Below are 18653 nucleotides of genomic sequence, written 5' to 3'. Positions count from 1 at the left end.
GAACCGCGAGATGCCGTCCCCCGCACTTCGGTGCGGGGGACGGCATCTCGAACGTCAGGTCATGCCGGTGTCACCAGGCGTTCAGCGTGTCCAGGATCTGGCCACGGGCCTTCCACAGCTCGGCCGACCAGTAGGCCCACGAGTGGGTGCCGGTGGCGGGGAAGCTGTAGTTCGCGGGGATCTTGAGCGTCGCGAGGCGGACCTGGAAGGCCCGGGTGTTGATGAGCGACAGCGCCTCGAGCCCCATGGCGTTCGCGGTGTTGTAGTAGTCGATGAACTTCTTCGGCTGGTCGTACGCGCCGGGCAGGCCGCTCGACGCCGAGATGTACATCGACAGACCCTCGAGCTTGGGTGCGAACACGAACGGGTCGTTGCGCAGCCACGCGGAGCTCCACGGCGGGCCCCACATCGAGTCGACGTTGTAGCGGCCGGCGTCGAGCATCGCGACGCGGATGGCCTCGCGCATGCCGGGAGCCGAGATGTTCAGGTAGCCCGAGAGCGATCCGGCGAACTTGAACTGGTCACGGTGGTAGGCGGCCAGGGTGAGGGCGGCGGAGCCACCCATCGACAGGCCCAGCACACCGTTGTTGGAGCGGGAGACGCCGCGGGTCTCGAGGTACGCGGGCAGCTCCTCCGTCAGGAAGGTCTCCCACTTGTAGGTGATCTTCTGCCCGTTCATGTTGCTGGGCGCGTACCAGTCGGTGTAGAAGCTCGACTGGCCGCCGACCGGCATCACGAGCGTGACGTTGTCGTTGCGGTACTGGTCGAGCGCGTTGGTCTCGAAGCTCCAGGCGTTGCGGTCCTCCCGCGCGCGCAGTCCGTCGAGCAGGTAGAGAGCGGCGTTGCCGCCGCGGGCGGCCCACTGGATCTGGACCTTGATCGGACCCATGCTGGAGTCGACGAAGGCCTCTTCGTAGCCACCTGCGGGCGCGCGATGGGCGATCGGTGCCGCGGAGGCCACTGCGGCCGTACCGGCGATCCCCCCCACCACCGGCAGGATCAGCGCAGCGGCGCCGACGCCGAGTAAGCGCTCTTTCAGACGCTGCGACAGCCTAGGTCGAGCTAAACGCATGAACACTGCTCTCTTTCTTCATCTCCGGCGTCCCGCGGGGGCGGGCCCGGTGGACTCCGTCGGTGGGCAGTCCACCGGATCGCCGACCGTTCGGGCGGCTCCGGGACTGCGCCAGGTCACACTGCGCGTCGTGGACTGTATGCGACAGACCGGACTGTGACAAACATTCCGGTTGGGTTCAGCGACGTGCAGGAAGACCCTTGTGGACATCGTTTCGCCGACAACGGGAGTTACAGATCCGAGATGAACGACACATGAACCGTGACCGGAACGAAATCAGCCGCGCCCGCGCCGAGAAGACACTCCCGCCGTCGTCCGAAATGCCCGTCACCGACGGCCCGCGCGCGCCTTCCGGCAAATTTCGGGCGTACCCCGGTCAGCCGCCGCGCGGCGCCGGCATCTCGAGATCGCAGCGCTGGATCTCGTACTTGGGGACGCGGTCGAATCGGTAGGCCGCGTAATCGAAGGCGTTGCGCAGATTCCGCTTGAACAGCGGCCACGACAGTTCCGAACTGTACGACTGCTTCAGTTCGACGGTCTCCGGGCACGTCAGGGCCACCTTCGCCTGCGCCACCCAGTCCTCGTCGAGGTACCACGGCAGCCACGGATGCACCGGGACCATGCCGGTGTCCGCCACGACCCAGTCCGGGTACAGGACCTTGTCGTGCCCGATGCGGCCGCCCTCGAGACGCTCGGTGTGCGCGGCCACCGGATACGCCAGACCCATCTGGTCCAGCACCTTCACGTCCAGACCGACGTTCATACTCGTCATTCCGAGGTTGAGGAAGAAGACCGTGTGGCCGGCTCCGCCCTCGGGGATCGGGACCGGCGGAGGCACCACGTCCCAGTTGGTGAACGACGGCGTGGGCAGCAGCAGACCACCGTCGGGGGTGTCGGCGATGGCCTGCACCATCGCCCGCATCCGCGGGTAGTCGAGGTAGTCCTCGGCGAGGATCGGGTGTCGGTGACCGGTGTTGAGCGAGTAGAAGGCGCGCTCGTCGACGATGCCGGACTTTCCGACGACCGCCCCGGCCGGCATTCCGACGGTGTTCGCGGCAAACACCGCCCACACCATCGCGGTCAGCCACGCCACCGCGGTGGCGGCGAATACGCCCGTCGCATTGTTTCGTCCCCATTCCGACCGCGGCGGAATTCGAATGGGAATGACCGAGATAGGAACGAGAAAGCAAAAGAGGGCGGGCAGGAGAACGCGCCCGTGCATGAAGTCCCCACCGACGCGAATCGAATAGACCGCGAGAATGAAACCGCACGCGAGAATGAACAGCACCACCGCGGCCGGGGAATGCAGGCGCCGCGAGAAGCGGTCCCACCGTCCCTGCGAATCGTGATCCAGATCACGGGCGGTCGCGGCTCGGGCCGGGCGCCGCCACCCCAGCACCGCGACCGTGATCGCGAGGGCGACGAGCGGCAGCCACAGCGCATACGGCCCCATGAGGTTCCACAGGTACGCGAAGCCCTGCGACCACTTGGCACCGCCCGCATCCTTCGACACGGCCGTGTTCGGATAGGGCAGGCCGTAGTAGCCCATGCGCCAGACCTGGTACGCGACCGGCGCCACACCGGCCGTGACCACGATCCACACCCGCAGCTTCCAGCCGATGGGCGCCGAGAAGATCAACAGCAGCGCCAGTCCGCCGACGATCGCCATCTCGGGTCGGACCAGCGGGCCCAGTCCGGCGACGAACGCCAGCACCAGCACCGCCCGCCACGACGGCGCCGAGGTCTGCGCCCAGCGGACCAGCAGCAGCCACAGCAGCGCGATCCAGAAGATGACGAGGCAGCTCTCGAGACCCGACGTCGCGAAGTCGCGGGCGGGCGGAACCGCGATGTAGACGATCGCACCCGCCGGCACGAGCAGGACGAGACCCCCACCGCTCGCCCGGCCCCGGTGGAGCCGGCCGCTGCCGATCATCGCGAGCACGATCGCCGCGACCGACAGCACGAGCGCGAGACCGAGCACGACGTACTCGAGCCGCGCCTGGGTGATCCACCCGAACGCGTAGACGAGGTAGGTCCACAGCGTGCTGGTGTTCGCCTCCACCCGCTCGCCCGCGTTGAACACGGGACCGTTGCCGGCCAGCAGGTTCCGCACCGTGCGGAGCACGATCAGGCCGTCGTCGGCGATCCACCGCCGCTGCCACGCACCCCACGCGAAGAGCAACGCCGTGAGCACGACGCCGCCGACGAACACCGCGCGCGGCAGCCGCTCGCCCTGCGGGCGCGGCACCACGGCGGGTTCGTCGGCTGTGCGTGTCGGCTCAGACGAGGTAGACAGCGACACCTACTACTCCGATCCAGGCAATCGCGAGGAACTGGAGCACCCGGTCGCCCAGTGCAATCTCTTCGGGCTCCCCTGCCTCGCCACCGTCGACGTCGACGGCGTAACGCAGGATAGCGATCGTGAAGGGCACCATCGAGATCGCGAACCAGTTGGTGTCGTTGGCGCGGTCCTGCTCGAAGGCCCACAGTCCGTAGCAGAGCACGACGGCCGTGGCCGACAGCGTCCACACGAACCGCAGGTAGGTGCCGGTGTAGTACTGCAGCGACTTGCGGATCTTCGCGCCGGTGCGCTCGGCCAGCTGCAGCTCGGCGTACCGCTTGCCGGCGGCCATGAACAGCGACCCGAAGGCCATGATCAGCAGGAACCACTGCGACAGCGGGATCTCGGCCGCGACGCCACCGGCGATGGCGCGGATGAGGAAGCCCGACGAGACGATGCAGATGTCGAGCACGGCCTGGTGCTTGAGCCCGAAGCAGTACGCCAGCTGGATGCCGATGTAGACGGCCATGACGACTGCCAGCTGCCAGTTCGCGGCGAACGACAGCAGGATCGATCCGGCCAGCAGGACGACCGACATGGCGTAGGCCAGGTTGACCGGCAGGACCCCGGCCGCGATGGGCCGGAACCGCTTGGTCGGGTGCGCACGGTCCGCCTCGACGTCCATCGCGTCGTTGACCAGGTAGATGCCCGACGCGGCCATGCAGAACACGACGAACGCGAGCGCGACGGGCAGCAGGACGTCGGCGTCGGTGACCGACCCCGCGGCCAGCGGTGCCGCGAGCACCAGCACGTTCTTGACCCACTGGCGCGGGCGGACGGCCTTGACGATGCCGCCGGCCAGGGTCTTCGGGGGTCCGGTGACGACCGCCGGCTCCTCGCTCATTTCACTCCAAACTTCTGCTCGGCCCGGACCACGGCGGCCGCGGACACGGCGCCGAGCGCCGTTCCAGCGAGCACGTCGGTCGGGTAGTGCACTCCGAGAACGAGGCGCGAGAGCAGCATCGGCGGGACCAATACCGCAGGCAAGGGTAGCCCGGTGAGCCGGCCGAGGAGCACCGCCGCCGCGGTCGTGGACGTCGCGTGCGACGACGGGAAGCTCAGCTTGCTCGGCGTCGACACGTTGACCTGGACGGACGGGTCCGTGGGACGGGGGCGTCGCACGACACGCTTGATGACGATCGACGCGGCGTGCGCGCCGACGGCACCGATCGCGACGCCGGCCCAGCGGCGACGCCGGGGCCTGTCGAGCACCGCACCGACACCGGCGACGGCGACCCACCCGAGGGCGTGCTCACCGAAGTGCGACATGCCGCGGGCGGCGCGGACGACGGCCGGCGTGGCCCCGATGCTGCCCTGCACGGCCTGCAGGACCCGGACCTCAGATGCCGAAGACACGTTCCCACCTCTCCTTGCTGGTCAGCTCCGGCACGGCGGCCTTGTACTCGCGCTTGAGTTCGGTGTAGCGCTCGGCGAGTTCACGGCGCAGGCGCAGCGACTCCTTGAACAGCCGCGCCGCGACCCGGGGGTCACGCTTGCGGTACACGACGCCGCGGCCGTCCGCGGTGGTGACGGTGACACCGTCGACCTGCGACAGCAGGAACCAGCGCGCGTCCAGCGTCGGCACGTTCAGCTGCGGGGTCTCGAGGTGCTCGCGCTTGGCCTTCCGGGCGTTGTGCGCCAACCCCTTGACCAGACGCGTGGCGATGGCGACCTTGTTGGTCGGCAGGCTCACGTTGCCGACGTCCTCGCGGGACGGCAACGGCAGGCTGGTCGACGAAGGCAGCACGACGGCGTCCGGGTACTCCTTGCGCAGCGCGTGGACGGTGCCGAGCGCGGTCGGCAGCAGGTCGGCGACGTGCTCGGGTCCGGCCAGGAAGTCCTGGATCGCGAGGTTCTGGATCGCGACGGTCGAGTACTCGAGGCACAGCAGGTGCTTGACGGTGGCCTTGACCGTGTCGGCGATCAGCCCGGTGACGCCGTACTTGTCGGGCTGGTGCAAGGCCGCGACGACGAGACGGTTGCGCAGGTGGAAGTACGCCTGCCAGTCGATGGCGTCGTCCTTGTCGCTCCACGCCATGTGCCAGATCGCGGCACCGGGCATCGTCACCGTCGGGTAGCCGGCGGCCTTGGCCCGCAGGCCGTACTCGGCGTCGTCCCACTTGATGAACAGCGGCAGCGGTTGGCCGATCTCCTCGGCGACCTGCCGCGGGATCATGCACATCCACCAGCCGTTGTAGTCGACGTCGATGCGGCGGTGCAGCAGCCGGGACTTGCGCAGCGGCTTCTTGGAGAAGTCGTGGTCGTACTCGACGTTGGGCGCCGCGGTCCACATGAAGTTCTCACGCTTGATGACCTCGCCCATCACGTGCAGATGGCTGCGGTCCTGCAGGTTGAGCATGTGGCCGCCGACCAGGATCGGGCTCTTGGCGAACCGCGACATCGCGAGGGCGCGCAGGACCGAGTCGGGCTCGATCTCGATGTCGTCGTCCATGAACAGGATCTGCTCACAGTCCGTGTTCTTCAGCGCCTCGTACATGATGCGGCTGTAACCGCCGGAACCACCGAGGTTGCCCTGGTCGTGCATCGCGAGCTTGTCGCCGAGCGCGGCGGCGGCCTCGTCGAAGCCGGGCTCGTCGCGCACCTTGCGGGTGCCCTGGTCCGGGATGATGACGTGCTTGACGACGTCCATCACCAGCGGATCCGACGCGAGCGCCTGCAGCGCCTTGACGCAGTCGGTGGGCCGGTTGAACGTGGGGATGCCCACCGCGACGTTGGCCTCGCCGGGGGCGTCGATCGGCGCGTACCAGCCGGCGCTGAGCAGTTCGACGTCCGTGTCGGTGGTGATGTCGAACCAGATCCAGCCGCCGTCCTCGAACGGGCCGAGATCGATCTCGAACTCGAGGAGTCCCTCGCGGAATTCCTTGCCCTCCACGTGGATTCGTGAGCCGTCGGCCTTGGATCGGTAGACGTCGACGCGGCAGTGACCGGTCAGTTCCAGCCGCAGCAGCACCGAGCCGAGGATGCTCCACCGACGCCAGTAGCTGGCCGGGAAAGCGTTGAAGTAGCTACAGAACGAGACCTCGGACTCGGCGCCGATCGACACCGACGTCCGCGACGTGGCGTGCGAGCGACGCGAGTTGGTCTCGGATTCCTCGGTGTAGAGGCTGCGGACGTCGAGGGGCTCTCCGGCGCGGGGCAGCAGAACCCGCTGCAGCAGCGCGCTCACGCGAGGTCACCGGCGAGCGCCTCGCCCGACTCGAGATGCGGACGCAGCGTGTTGTCGAACATCGACAGCGCGCTCGCGATCGCCATGTGCATGTCGAGGTACTGGTAGGTGCCCAGCCGGCCACCGAACAGCACCTTCGCCTCCGCCGCCTCGGCCTTGGCGCGCACCCGGTAGGCCTCGAGCTTCGCCCGGTCCTCGGGGGTGTTGATCGGGTAGTACGGCTCGTCGCCGCTCTCCGCGAACCGCGAGAACTCGCGCATGATCACCGTCTTGTCCTTGGGGTAGTCCCGCTCCGGGTGGAAGTGACGGAACTCGTGGATGCGCGTGAACGGGACGTCGGCGTCGTTGTAGTTCATGACCGGGGTGCCCTGATAGTCGCCGCACTCGCTCAGGACCTCGGTCTCGAAGTCCAGGGTGCGCCAACCCAACTCGCCGTCGGCGTAGTCGAAGTAGCGGTCCAGCGGACCCGTGTAGACGACGGGGGCGTCGGGGCTCGCCGCACGGATGTCGTCGCGGACGTCGAACCAGTCCGTGTCCAGCCGGACCTCGATCTTCTCGTCCTTCGCCATGTTCTCGAGCCACGCGGTGTAGCCCTCGACCGGCAGACCCTCGTAGGTGTCGTTGAAGTAGCGGTTGTCGAACGTGTACCGCACCGGGAGGCGGGTGATGTTGCCGGCGGGCAGGTTCTTCGGATCGGTCTGCCACTGCTTGGCGGTGTAGTCGCGGACGAACGCCTCGTAGAGGGGGCGTCCGATCAGCGAGATCGCCTTCTCCTCGAGGTTGGACGCGTCCTTGGTGTCGATCTCGGCGGACTGCTCCGCGATGAGCGCGCGCGCCTCGGCCGGCGAGAAGTAGCGGCCGAAGAACTGGGAGACCAGACCGAGTCCCATGGGGAACTGGTACGCCTGGCCCTTGTGCATCGCGTACACGCGGTGCTGGTAGCCGGTGAAGTCGGTGAACTGGTTGACGTACTCCCAGACCCGCTTGTTCGACGTGTGGAACAGGTGGGCGCCGTACTTGTGGATCTCGATACCCGTCTCGGGCTCGGCCTCGGAGTAGGCGTTTCCGCCGAGGTGATGCCGGCGCTCGACGACGAGTACGCGCTTGCCGAGCTGCGTGGCGGCGCGCTCTGCGATCGTCAGACCGAAGAATCCGGATCCGACGACGATCAGATCGTACTGACCTGCGGACGGCTGGGCTGCATTCGAGGAGGTGCTGGGGGCAGTCACGGGAAACAGGGTAGGCGACAGTGCCGGGAGTGTGCCTGTCCGGTGGCGCGAACCGCCGGACAGGACGGTACCGACTCATCGGTATCGCTACAGCTCCTCCGCGGCGAACGCCGACATCGCATCGCGCACGAACGCCGCGGTGCCGGCGCCGTGCCGGTCGTAGTTCTCCGCGAACCGCGGATCCGCCACGTACATCTCGCCCAGCCCGGCGAACGCCTCCGCGGTGGGGCGTCGTCCCTGCCAGCCGGCCGCGACCCACTCGTAGTGCCGACGGGTGATCGCACGCACCTCGGGCGCCGAAGGGTCCAGACCGGCGGCGTGCGCGCGACCGTAGTCGGCGGCGATGTCGAGCTGGCGCTGCCGGAACCCGGACCGGTCGTCGACGCTCAGTGACCGCCACCACGTGTCGCTGTCGGTGTAGGCCTTCTCTCCCCACTTGTCGATCACCTCGTCCCGGTACCGGGTGTGATCGAACCCGTCGAACATCTCCTCGGCCATCAGCGGCTCACCTCTCCTCGTCTTCTGCAGGGTCGTGCGCACCGACGCGATCTGGCGGCTCAGCCGGTTCCGCTCCCGCTCGAGCAGCTCCAGGTGGGTCCCCAGCGCGGTCGCCGTGTCGGTCTGCCCGCCCAGGACGTCCGCGATCGCGGGCAGCCCCAACCCCAGTTCCCGCAGCAGCAGGATCCGTTGCAGCCGCACGAGCGCGGTCTCGTCGTAGTAGCGGTAGCCGTTGGCGCCGATGCGGCTGGGCGCGAGCAGCCCGAGGCTGCCGTAGTGGCGCAGCGTCCGGCTGGTCGTGCCGGCGAGCCGCGCGAGCTGCTGGATCGACCATTCCCCGGACCGGGCCATCGCCCCCACCTCCCTCGTCGATGTACCCAGCGTGCAGGTTGACGCAACGTCAAGGTCAAGGTCGGGCCGAAAAACGACGATCGGGCAGATCCCGGTGGGGATCTGCCCGATCGCAGGTGCGCGGCGGTCTACGCGGGCACGCCGTTCTCCGACGGCACCTCCTGCAGCACGACGCTCGTGTCGACGACCCGGGCGCCCAGTGTCGGCGTCCACACGATCGTGCCGCCGGCGTAGGTGCGGAACTTGCCGGACTCGTCGACCAGCATCAGTTCCGGTCCGGTCGGCTCACCCAGCGTCCCGGCCGCGCCCCCGAGTTCGCGGTACTTCGCGTCGATGGGCGACTCCGGAGCGGCGGCGTTCGGCTCACCGACGTTCTCGGCGGCGGTGTCCGCGGCAGGAGCAGCGGTGTCGACCGCCTCGACGGGTTGCGCGATCGGCAGCGGTCCCGCCGAGCCCGGCGGCAGCGGGGGCAGGGGCGGCAACGGCGGAATGGGCAGGGACTCGATCGAGCCCGGCGTGATCTCCGGCAGCGGCGGCAGCGGGAGCTGCTCGAGCGAGCCCAGCGGCAGGCCCGGAATGTCCGGTAGCCCCGGGATCGGCCCCGGCGCGCCACCGACGGTGAACCAGTCGGACTTCAGCCCGAGCTTCCAGCGCGCCTCGTCACCGGATCCCTCGACCGTGCGCGTCGTGCCCACCACCCGGACGCGGGTGACCCGGCCGCCGTCGGCGCCGAGATTGTTGCGGCCGATCACCTCGAAGGAGATCAGCTCGCCCACGCCGTACTCCCGCGCGATGGCGCCGGCCGTGACGGTCTGGGTCCAGTTGTGGTTGGGCGACACGACGTCGCCGTCGTCCACGACGGCCGGGAACACGCCGCCCGCGGTGAATCCGCCGGTGGACGAGGAGAATTCGGCGGCCATGGTCTGATTGCCACGCTTGATGACGGTGCCGGCCGTGGTGTTCACGGCATCGGTGGTGCGACGGTCCTCCCGGGAGGAGCCGGTGTACACCTGGCAGGACTGGGTGTCACATGTCTGGGCGTAGCCGTAGCGGCGCTCGGCCGCGGCATACGAGCGTGCCGCGATGGCCTGCGCGCGCAGCGCCTGCATGCCGCCGGAGTCGGCCCACGACGGGATCGACTCGGCCGGCACGACGCCGTAGAGGTAGTCCTCCATCAGCACCCGGTTGACGGTGCGCCACGCGCCGTTGCCGTCGCGCAGGGCGCCCATCGCGCCGCGGTACGGGACGTTGCCGTCGCACAGTCGCAGGTGCTCGTTGGCCGGACGGTTGCCGCCGAGGTTCACGGGGTCCACCCACGGCGCGTTGGTCGAGCCGCGCCAGATCTCCCGGCCGCCGCAACCGTCGGTCACGATCACGTCGGCCCCGCCGGGCTTGGGGGTGAGGTGGGCGGAGGAGTTGGGGCCGAAGTACCGGCCGGCCACGTTCAGCCCAGCCTGCGCGTAGACGTCCAGACGCTTGTCGTCGCGGCCGAGCAGTCGCACCCCCACCCACGGGTCGTCGACGCGGCCCAGGTTGGTGTTGCCGTAGTAGTGGCCGACGATCCTCTCCGCCGACCAGCCCTGATTCCTGGCGTAGCCGTAGGCGCCGTACTGCCCCATGCCGCGGCCGTGCCCGTACCCGTGACCGCTGAGCACGATCGGGGTCTCGGCTGCCACCGCCGGCAGGATCGCGGGCTCGTCCCCACGCTGGGTCACGAACAGGCCGACGGCGGCACCCGCGACGAGCGCCGGGGCGAGTCCGACGGCGACCGCGCGCCGTAGCGACAGGGAGGGGCCGCCCAGACGGCGGCGGCGGACACCACGATTCATGATCGCGCGGAGACGGGGGGTCGCCATCCGGCACTCCTCACTGAAGACCGGACGTCGGTCCGGCTCCGGGTCCATGGGTGGTCGGTAGAGGCCGGTCTGCGGCCGCGAGAGATGAGAAGGGCGCGGGCGAGACCGGAACTTCCATAAGGCTCAAGTTAAGGTTGAGCGTTAGAGATGTTGCGACTAGTGTGGCAACAGTGACTGGTGTTGGCAACATCTGCACCACTGACAACTTCAGTCACAGCCGTAACATAAGCATCACAAGTTGCAGACATCCTCGGGTGACTGCTGGACGCGAATCACCCCCGGCGCCCAGGATTCAGTCCGAGTCCCGACCCCTCCGGGATCGGTTCGGCCGAAAGGTCGCTCGCAGCGCACGAAGACACCCCGCGCACTAACACGAGGAGAATTCGCCTTGCCGCACCGTCGACCTAAGAACTCGATCGTTCTGGCCGCAGTCGCCGCAGTGGCGGTTGCCGCGCCGTTCGCTGTCCAGGCACTGGGAAGCGATTCGTCGGACGTCCGTTCCGCGAGTGATTCCACTCCCACGATCCCCACCGAGATCTCGGAGATCCTGCTGGCGTCGGTGCCCGACATCGTCATTCCGATCAAGGAACTGACCGGCCTCGACCTCCCGGACATCCACCTGCGCGACATGCCGCTCCCGACCGAGGTCCCGATCCCCGGTGCGGGTTCGCTCGAGCTGCCGTCCGCCCAGCCGTCGGCGCCGGGTGACGTCGCCGAGCCCGAGCCGACGCCGGCCCCCGAGGCCGTCCCCTCGGATCCGGCCGACCAGGTCGGTGCCACCGTCAAGGAGGTCACGCGCGACGAACCGTTCTCGATGGTGGCGCTCACCGCGGCGGATCTCGAGTCGAGCGTCACCAAGCTGCGCGCGAAGCTCGCCGACGGCTCGTGGGGCCAGTGGTTCTCGCCCGACGTCATCGACAGCGGCAGCGACATGGCCACCTCCACCGGCAAGCAGGGCACCGACCCGGTCTTCGTGGGCGACACCAACGCCGTGCAGATCCTGGTCGCGCCCAAGGATTCCGGCGCCTCCGCTCCGGCCGGTGACGCACCCGCGACGACCGACACCCCGGCCCCGGCTCCCGCCGAGGCCCCCGTGGAGTCGGCGCCGGAACCGCAGCCGCTGGGGTACGTGCCCGCCGCGTTGTCCGAGCCGCTGGCCCCCGTCACCGCCGACGACGTCTCCGCGGTGCTGATCAATCCGGGCACCGGCCCCCAGGACTCGAACCTGTCGGACATCGCGACGCCGACGTCGGTGAACGGCGTCAAGGTCATCTCGCGTGCCGGGTGGGGCGCCGACGAGCGCATCCGCTGCCAGAACCCCACCTACGACGACTCCACCGGCGGTGCCACCGTGCACCACACGGCGGAGAGCAACAACTACTCCCGTGAGCAGTCCGCGAGCATCGTGCGCGGCATCTACGCCTACCACGCACAGACGCTGGGCTGGTGCGACATCGGCTACAACGTGCTCGTCGACCGCTACGGACAGATCTTCGAGGGCCGCTTCGGTGGCCTCGACCGTCCCGTCCAGGGTGCGCACGCCGGTGGCTTCAACGAGAACACCGTCGGCATCGCGATGATGGGTAACTTCGTGAACGAGCCGGCCCCGGCCGCCGCGATCGAGTCGGTCGGCAAGTACCTCGGCTGGCGCCTCAAGCTCGCGAACCTGAACCCCAAGGGCCAGGTGACCATGTACTCCGAGGGCACCCAGTACTCGAAGTACGCGCAGGGCCAGCGAGTGGTGCTGCCGACCATCTTCGCGCACCGCGACGTCGGTTACACCGAGTGCCCGGGCAGCGCCGCCTACGCGCAGATGGGTCAGATTCGCGACATCGCGGCGGCGAACTACGGCGGCAACAGCGGTGGCGGCAGCACTCCCCCGACCAATCCGAGCAACGGCGGTGGCAACACCCCCGCCCCCAGCCCGGCCGGTTCGCTGGACCTGAACGCACAGATCCCCAACGTCGTGAACGGCATCCTCTCGATCGCCGACTCCAACCCGATCGCGCGGCAGTGGCTCGCCATGGGCGGTAACCGCGGCATGCTCGGTGACGCGCTCACCGGCCTGCTCACGACGGCGAGCGGACAGCTGTACGCGATCTTCCAGAACGGCGCGGTGTTCTCGTCACCGCTCGGCAACGTGGTCTCGGTGGTCGGCGAGATCTTCAAGGCGTGGCAGTCCGCGGGCGGCGTGCTGGGCAACATCGGTCTGCCGGTCACCGACGAGTACAAGGTGTCGAACGGCTTCCGCACCGACTTCGAGCACGGCTCGATGATCTTCGACGAGGTCACCCAGCAGGTCACGACGATTCTGACCCCCGCGGAGCCGGCCGACGCCGCGGCTCCGGCTCCGGCTCCCGCTCAGGCGGACGCCGTCTCCGAGGTCCCGGTCCAGATCAACTGAGCCGTCGGCCGCACGACGCACTGACGCCGCTGCCCCTCCACGAACGGTGGAGGGGCAGCGGCGTTCTCGTGTCCGTCTCGGCTACCGGTCCGACCAGAGTCGCTCGAGGACGCGCGCGACGCCGTCGTCGGAGTTGGTGGCGGTGACCTCGTCGGCGGCCGCCTTCGCCTCGGGGTGCGCGTTCTCGACGGCGACGCCGTGGCCGGCCATCGCGAGCATGGGGATGTCGTTGGGCATGTCCCCGAACGCCACGATCCCGGTCTCGGCGACCTCGAGGCGGCGCGCCATCTGTCGCAGCCCCGACGCCTTCGTCACGCCCGGAGCCGACACCTCGATCAGACCGTTGTCGGTCGAGTACGTCAGGTCCGCCCGCTCCCCCACCAACGGGCGCAGTTTCGCGGCCATGTCGGCGCTGCGCGCGCCGGGGATGCGGATCAGCATCTTGACCGCCGGCGCCGACAGGATGTCCTCGGGAGCCATCTCGGTGTGGTCGGGGTTGAGCCATGCGTGCTCGTAGCCGGGCGCGCTGACGAACTGTGCGGTGGCGGTGTCGTGCGCGGTGGCGCCGACGCGCTCGGCCGCCAACCCGGCCCCGGGAAGCTCGTACTCGACCAGATCGGCCAGCCAGGCGAGGGTCTCGAGGGACAGCGTCGAGGCGTCCAGCACCCGGTCCGCCGCCGCGTCGTAGAGGACCGCGCCGTTCGCGCACACCGCGAGCGGCGCGAAACCGAGCCCGTCCACGACCGGCGCGAGCCACCGCGGCGGCCGGCCGGTGGCGAGGACGAACGGGGTGCCGGACTCGACGACCGTACGCACCGCGTCGCGGGTGCGGGTGGTGACGCGTTCGGCGTCGTCGATCAGGGTGCCGTCGACATCGCTGGCGACGAGGCTGGGCAGTTCGGTGAGCACCGGGCCATTCTGCCCCTTCCCGGCGACATCCGGCCCCCGGCCGACGGCGATGAGCGCCAACTCACCGCTCGGACCGGCTTCACGGTCAGTTGCCGCCGGACCCCTCGGCGCGTCGGGCGGCCTTCGCCTCCGCCTCTTCCGCGTCCATCCGGTTGGCCTCCTCGAGCGTCGGGGCTCCGCCGCCGAGCCGGGCCGGCACCCAGTACTCGCCCGCGGGGTGGTCGTAGTTCGCCTGGAGGCCGTGCAACAGCTCTTCCATCCGCGTGTGCAGCAGCGCCGTCATCTCCGCCGCCGGTTCGAACGGCGCGATGGGCTCGCCGACCGCGATCGAGATGGGGGTGTTGGTCCGACCCAGGCGCTTCGGGAAACCCTTGGTCCACACGCGCTGCGAACCCCAGATCACCATCGGCACCACCGGGGTGCCCGACTCGATGGCCATGCGCGCGGCACCGGACTTGAACTCCTTGAGCTCGAAGCTGCGACTGATCGTCGCCTCGGGGAACACGCCCACCAGTTCGCCGTCCCGCAACGCCTGCACGGCAGCCCGGTACGAGTCGCCACCGGCGGACCGGTCGACGGGAATGTGCTTCATCGCCCGCATCATCGGGCCGGAGATCTTGTGGACGAACACGTCCTTCTTCGCCATGAACCGGATGTACCGCTTGACCGCGCGGGCCGGCAGGCCCGCGTAGGTGAAGTCCATGTAGCCGGTGTGGTTGATCGCGACCACCGCACCACCGTGAGAGGGGATGTGTTCCTCGCCGGTGACGGTGAACTTCAGTCCCTGGCCTGCGAACACTGTGCGGGCGACGCCGATGATCGTTCGGTAGAAGGGTTCCACAGAAGGCAGCGTAGTCGGCGGACCGTGACGGGGCGCACTTCGCGCCCCGCCACGGCGACCGGTCGGTGTGGGATCAGGAGCCGGCCGGCGGGATCCCCACGAGGAGCGATCCGGTGCCGCCCGGCCCGCCGGTGTCCGTTTCGGTCACCTGGATGGGTTGCGGATCCGACGAGGATCCGACGACTCCCGGCCCGCCGGAGTAGACGGCCGTCAGTTCACGCGCTCCCGGGGTGGGGAAGGTGTACGTCAGTACCGCGGTGCCGCCGGACACCGCCTGCGGCGTCCCGATCGGGGTGGCGCCGTCGTAGAACTGCACGGAACCCGGCAGCGTCTCGGCCCCCGAGATCTGAGCGGTCAACTGGATCGACTGCCCCACCGACGCGGTCGCCGGCACCGTCAGCGTGGTCGTGGATGCCACGTCCCCCGGTGCCGGGTCGGTGACGACGACCGTCCTGCCCGCCGACGTCGAGCCGAGGAACCCGGCGCCGGCCGTGAACACCGCGACGACGTCGTGTGCGCCGGACGTCGCGAAGATGTGCTGCAGACTCGCGACACCGCCGGACACCGGAACCGGATCGCCGATGTCGGCGCCGTTGTCGCGGAACCGCACCGTGCCGACCGCGGCCGCCGGGTCCAAGTGCGCAGTGAGCGTCACCGGCTGACCGGTCTGCGCCGTCGGCGGAACGGTGAGCGAGGTGGCGGTGGCGACGTCGGGCGTGACCGGTGCACTCACGAAGATCGCGCGGGACGTGGAGGTCGAGTTCGCGAATCCCTTACCGCCGGTGAACTCCGCTGTGATGCTGCGACTTCCGAGCTGGGTGAACGCATGCGACAGTTGCGCGGCGGCGCCGCTGACCGGGACCGGCGCGCCGATCGGAGCGCCGTTCTCCTTGAACTGCACGCTGCCGACGGCGTGCGCCGGATCCAGCCACGCCGTCATCGTCACCGGGGTGCCCTGCACCGCCGACGACGGGGCCTGCAGCGTCGTGGTGGTGGCGAGGGTGGGGCGTTCGGTCACCTGCAGTTTCGTCGTACCCGACGTGGAGCCGGCGTACTGTCCGGTGCCGGTGAAGACGGCGGAGATGTCGTGGTCGCCCACTGCCTCGAACGTATGGGGTAGCTGCGCCTGCCCGTTCGAGACCGGCACGGGCACACCGATGTTCACGCCGCCGTCTCGGAACTGGACGGTGCCGGTCGCCGCGGCCGGCGCCACGCCGGCCTTCAGGGTGGCCGTCTCCCCCTCGGTGACCGGCGACAGCGACGGGACGGTGGTCGTCGTCGCGAAGGGGGCCACCGAGAGGGAGAGTTTGTTCAACGGCCTCCAGGACTGTTCGGTGTTGAACGAGTAGACGTGGAACGACATGCCGGCCTCGCGCGGGCCGATCGACGCGTCGTCGCGGACCTTGTAGACGAACGTGAGGTCGGCACCCTTGTCCAGCAACACCAGTCGGCATCCGCCGCCGGCGCAGTTGCCACCACCGCGCCAGTTCACCGCGACCGCACCCGACGCGTCCAGGGTCGGGGTGCCGTCGTACTGGCCGCCCTTGTTCCAGTCACCGAGGCCCGGCCCGCTCCGCCACACGCGTGCGGTGACCGATTGCAGCACGTAGTCGGCGGGTGCGTAGTCGGTGAAGTCCTGCATGTACCGATCCGTGCCGCTGGCCTCGAGACGAACCTTGACCTCGACGGTCTGCCCCGGCAGCGCCGCCGCGGGCGTGACCGTCTTGGTGGCCGTGATGTTGCTGGTGGACACCGTCTGTGAGCTCGACTCGGCGGCCGACGCGGTCGCCGGTGCGAGCGCCGCCTGGCCGAGCCCCAGCGTCGCCACCGCGACGGCACCGACCAGTACCCGCGAGACGGCCGATCGTAGTGACGATCGCGTCATGTCATTTTCCCTTCGGGAGGGTGCCGGGTGGTCGATCAGATGCCGAGGTCGAGACTGCCGAGCGATCCGGTGACTTCCGGCCACGGACCGGTACCCGGGTCGCCCTGCGTGACGTTGACGGTCTGCGGGTCGGCCACCGAACCGAGCACGCCCGCGCCACCCGAGTACACCGCGACGATGTCGTGCGCACCCACCGTCGTGAACGTGTGACTCAGCGCCGCGACGCCGGACGTGTCGACGCTCACCGGTCCGCCGATCGGGGCGTTGTTGTCGTAGAACTGGACCGTTCCGGGGTACTGGGATGCCCCGGAGACCTGCGCCGACAAAGTAATTGCAGTGCCCGTCACGGCAGTCGACGGCGAGGTCATGATGGTGGTGGTCGCCTTGTCGTCCGGGCTGGGCACCGTCACCACGATGTTCCTCGCTGCGCCGTTCGAGTTCACGTAGGCACCGGTGCCCGTGAAGGTGGCACTGATCGGACGGGTGCCCGCGGCCGCGAAGACGTGGTCGAGGCGGGCGCTGCCGCCCGAGACGGTCACCGGGCCACCGATGTCGACGCCGTTTTCCTTGAACTGGACGCTGCCGGTCGCGTCGGACGGGCTGACCGCCGCGATGAGCGGCACCGTCGCCCCGACCGTGGCCGCCGGTGGGACCGACACCGTCGTGGTGGTCGCGACCGTCGGCTGGGCCACCGACAGGTTCAGGCGCGTCATCGGGTTCCAGATCTGGGTTCCGATGAAGGCGTAGACGTTCATCGACATGCCGGTCTGGCGCGGCCCGTAGGCGGCGTCACCGCGCACCTTGTACGTGAACGTCAGATCGGCACCCTTGTTCACCAGCACCAGCTTGCACGCTGCGCCGGCGCAGTCACCGTCACCGAGCCAGTTCACTCTGACGGCGCCGTTGGCGTCCTGGGTCGGGGTGCCGTCGTACTGGCCGCCCTTGTTCCAATTACCCAAGAGCGGTCCGCTGCGCCACACTGTGGCCGAGACCGACCGCAGCTCGTAGCCGGCAGGCGCGTAATCGGTGAACTCCCGGAGGTAGCGGTCGACGATACCGTCGGCCTCGAGGCGGATCCGGACCGTGACGTCCTCGCCGCGATACGCGGTCGCCGGGGACACCGTCTTGGTGGCCGTGATGTTGTCGTTCACCACCGTCTGCGTGGCACTGTCACGCGGGGCGGCGGCGGCCACGGTCTGGCCTGCGACGGTGTGGCCGAGGCCGACGGCGGCGACGAGTAACGCGCCTGCCGTGACCCTCGTGACGAGGCCACGAATCGATGATCGAACCATCTCCGGTTCCTTCCGATGCACTGTGGGCGATCAGCGAAATCGCTGTGTTGTCAATGGTTTACAGATCCATGAACCGTCCCCCGCGACACTCGTCCGGCCCTGACGCCGCAGCGGTCGGGGCGAGCGCCCAAAGGTTATCGGACAACCGTCCAACTATGTGGCGGAATCCGCCGAATTCGCTTTTGCCGAACGATCGCGACCATCGGGGAGGCCTCCGCCCGGCCGATCCCGGAGACCGCGGCCCACGCGGTACCGTCCGAGGCGTGTCCACCGAACGTCAACGCACTTACACCTGGAACGACCCCGCCCCGATCGCCGAGGCCAACCGGAACCTCAGCGGACTCGAGTTCGTCCGCGGACTGGTCGACGGCACCGTGCCGCACCACCCCACCGCGTCCACGCTCGGCTTCCGCGTGACGGACGCGCGCAAGGGCTTCGTCGAGATCACCGCCGAACCCGCCGAATGGCACTACAACGCCGTGGGCAGTGTCCACGGCGGCGTGATCGCCACGATGATCGACACCGCGATGGGATTCGCCGTGTCGAGCACCCTGCCCGCCGGCGTCGGTTACACCACCCTCGACATCACCGTGCGCTACATCCGAGGCGTCAAGGGCGACTCCGGACCGATTCGCGTGCACGGGTTCTCGGAGCACACCGGCCGCACCACCGCGACCGCGCGCGCCGAGGTCCGCGACGACCGGGACCGGTTGCTGGCCACCGCGTCGACCACGTGCCTGATCCTGCGCTGACTACCCGCCCCCCGAAAAGCTGAAGGGTCCCTTCAT

The 18653-nt window shown here is 69.2% G+C and carries 14 protein-coding genes; 2 read left to right on the top strand and 12 right to left on the bottom strand.

What is annotated here, in order from left to right; genetic code table 11:
• Positions 1-70 precede the first annotated feature (70 nt).
• From E7742_RS19500 to E7742_RS19465, 8 genes are all read right to left on the bottom strand, one after another.
• Positions 71-1072 (bottom strand): alpha/beta hydrolase, encoded by a 1002-nt coding sequence (locus tag E7742_RS19500; RefSeq protein ID WP_137800449.1) that lies wholly within the window; start codon positions 1070-1072, stop codon positions 71-73.
• A 376-nt stretch (positions 1073-1448) separates the two neighbouring features.
• Positions 1449-3323, bottom strand: a complete 1875-nt coding sequence (gene zomB, locus E7742_RS19495) for a flagellar motor control protein ZomB (RefSeq protein ID WP_302660123.1) — start codon at positions 3321-3323, stop codon at positions 1449-1451.
• 28 nt (positions 3324-3351) lie between these two features.
• Complete coding sequence (locus tag E7742_RS19490; protein ID WP_137800447.1) at positions 3352-4257, bottom strand: decaprenyl-phosphate phosphoribosyltransferase; 906 nt, start codon at positions 4255-4257, stop codon at positions 3352-3354.
• The gene (locus E7742_RS19485) at positions 4254-4769 is read right to left on the bottom strand and encodes a phosphatase PAP2 family protein (RefSeq protein WP_137800446.1); all 516 of its coding nucleotides are present in this window, start codon (positions 4767-4769) and stop codon (positions 4254-4256) included. Before E7742_RS19485 ends, E7742_RS19490 begins: the two co-directional genes overlap by 4 nt.
• The gene (locus E7742_RS19480) at positions 4753-6600 is read right to left on the bottom strand and encodes a glycosyltransferase (protein ID WP_137800445.1); all 1848 of its coding nucleotides are present in this window, start codon (positions 6598-6600) and stop codon (positions 4753-4755) included. Before E7742_RS19480 ends, E7742_RS19485 begins: the two co-directional genes overlap by 17 nt.
• Positions 6597-7829 (bottom strand): UDP-galactopyranose mutase, encoded by a 1233-nt coding sequence (glf, locus tag E7742_RS19475; protein ID WP_137800444.1) that lies wholly within the window; start codon positions 7827-7829, stop codon positions 6597-6599. The genes E7742_RS19480 and glf overlap by 4 nt, the downstream gene beginning before the upstream one ends.
• 87 nt (positions 7830-7916) lie before the next feature.
• The gene (locus E7742_RS19470) at positions 7917-8678 is read right to left on the bottom strand and encodes a MerR family transcriptional regulator (RefSeq protein ID WP_137800443.1); all 762 of its coding nucleotides are present in this window, start codon (positions 8676-8678) and stop codon (positions 7917-7919) included.
• A gap of 128 nt (positions 8679-8806) precedes the next feature.
• On the bottom strand, positions 8807-10534 hold the full coding sequence (locus E7742_RS19465) for a SpoIID/LytB domain-containing protein (RefSeq protein WP_137800442.1): 1728 nt from the start codon (positions 10532-10534) through the stop codon (positions 8807-8809).
• A gap of 388 nt (positions 10535-10922) precedes the next feature.
• On the opposite strand from E7742_RS19465, the gene E7742_RS19460 reads away from it, so the two are divergent.
• Positions 10923-12938, top strand: coding sequence for an N-acetylmuramoyl-L-alanine amidase (locus E7742_RS19460; protein ID WP_137800441.1), 2016 nt, complete (start codon positions 10923-10925; stop codon positions 12936-12938).
• 81 nt (positions 12939-13019) lie between these two features.
• On the opposite strand, the gene E7742_RS19455 is transcribed toward E7742_RS19460, so the two are convergent.
• The 4 genes from E7742_RS19455 to E7742_RS19440 form a co-directional block, all read right to left on the bottom strand.
• Positions 13020-13847, bottom strand: coding sequence for an HAD family hydrolase (locus tag E7742_RS19455; protein ID WP_137800440.1), 828 nt, complete (start codon positions 13845-13847; stop codon positions 13020-13022).
• 85 nt (positions 13848-13932) lie between these two features.
• Positions 13933-14688 (bottom strand): lysophospholipid acyltransferase family protein, encoded by a 756-nt coding sequence (locus E7742_RS19450; protein WP_137800439.1) that lies wholly within the window; start codon positions 14686-14688, stop codon positions 13933-13935.
• Between the two features lie 73 nt (positions 14689-14761).
• Entirely contained in the window at positions 14762-16573 is a 1812-nt protein-coding gene (locus tag E7742_RS19445; RefSeq protein WP_137800438.1) for an Ig-like domain-containing protein, read from the bottom strand.
• Positions 16574-16608: 35 nt separating this feature from the next.
• Positions 16609-17865, bottom strand: a complete 1257-nt coding sequence (locus E7742_RS19440) for an Ig-like domain-containing protein (RefSeq protein WP_137800437.1) — start codon at positions 17863-17865, stop codon at positions 16609-16611.
• A 263-nt stretch (positions 17866-18128) separates the two neighbouring features.
• Between E7742_RS19440 and E7742_RS19435 the strand changes: the two genes are divergently transcribed.
• Positions 18129-18617 (top strand): PaaI family thioesterase, encoded by a 489-nt coding sequence (locus tag E7742_RS19435; protein ID WP_137800436.1) that lies wholly within the window; start codon positions 18129-18131, stop codon positions 18615-18617.
• The last annotated feature ends 36 nt before the right edge of the window (positions 18618-18653 follow it).

Source organism: Rhodococcus sp. SGAir0479, from assembly GCF_005484805.1.
GTDB lineage: Bacteria > Actinomycetota > Actinomycetes > Mycobacteriales > Mycobacteriaceae > Prescottella.
The sequence above is the reverse complement of the archived record's forward strand: the minus strand, read 5'-3'. Positions and strand labels throughout refer to the sequence as shown.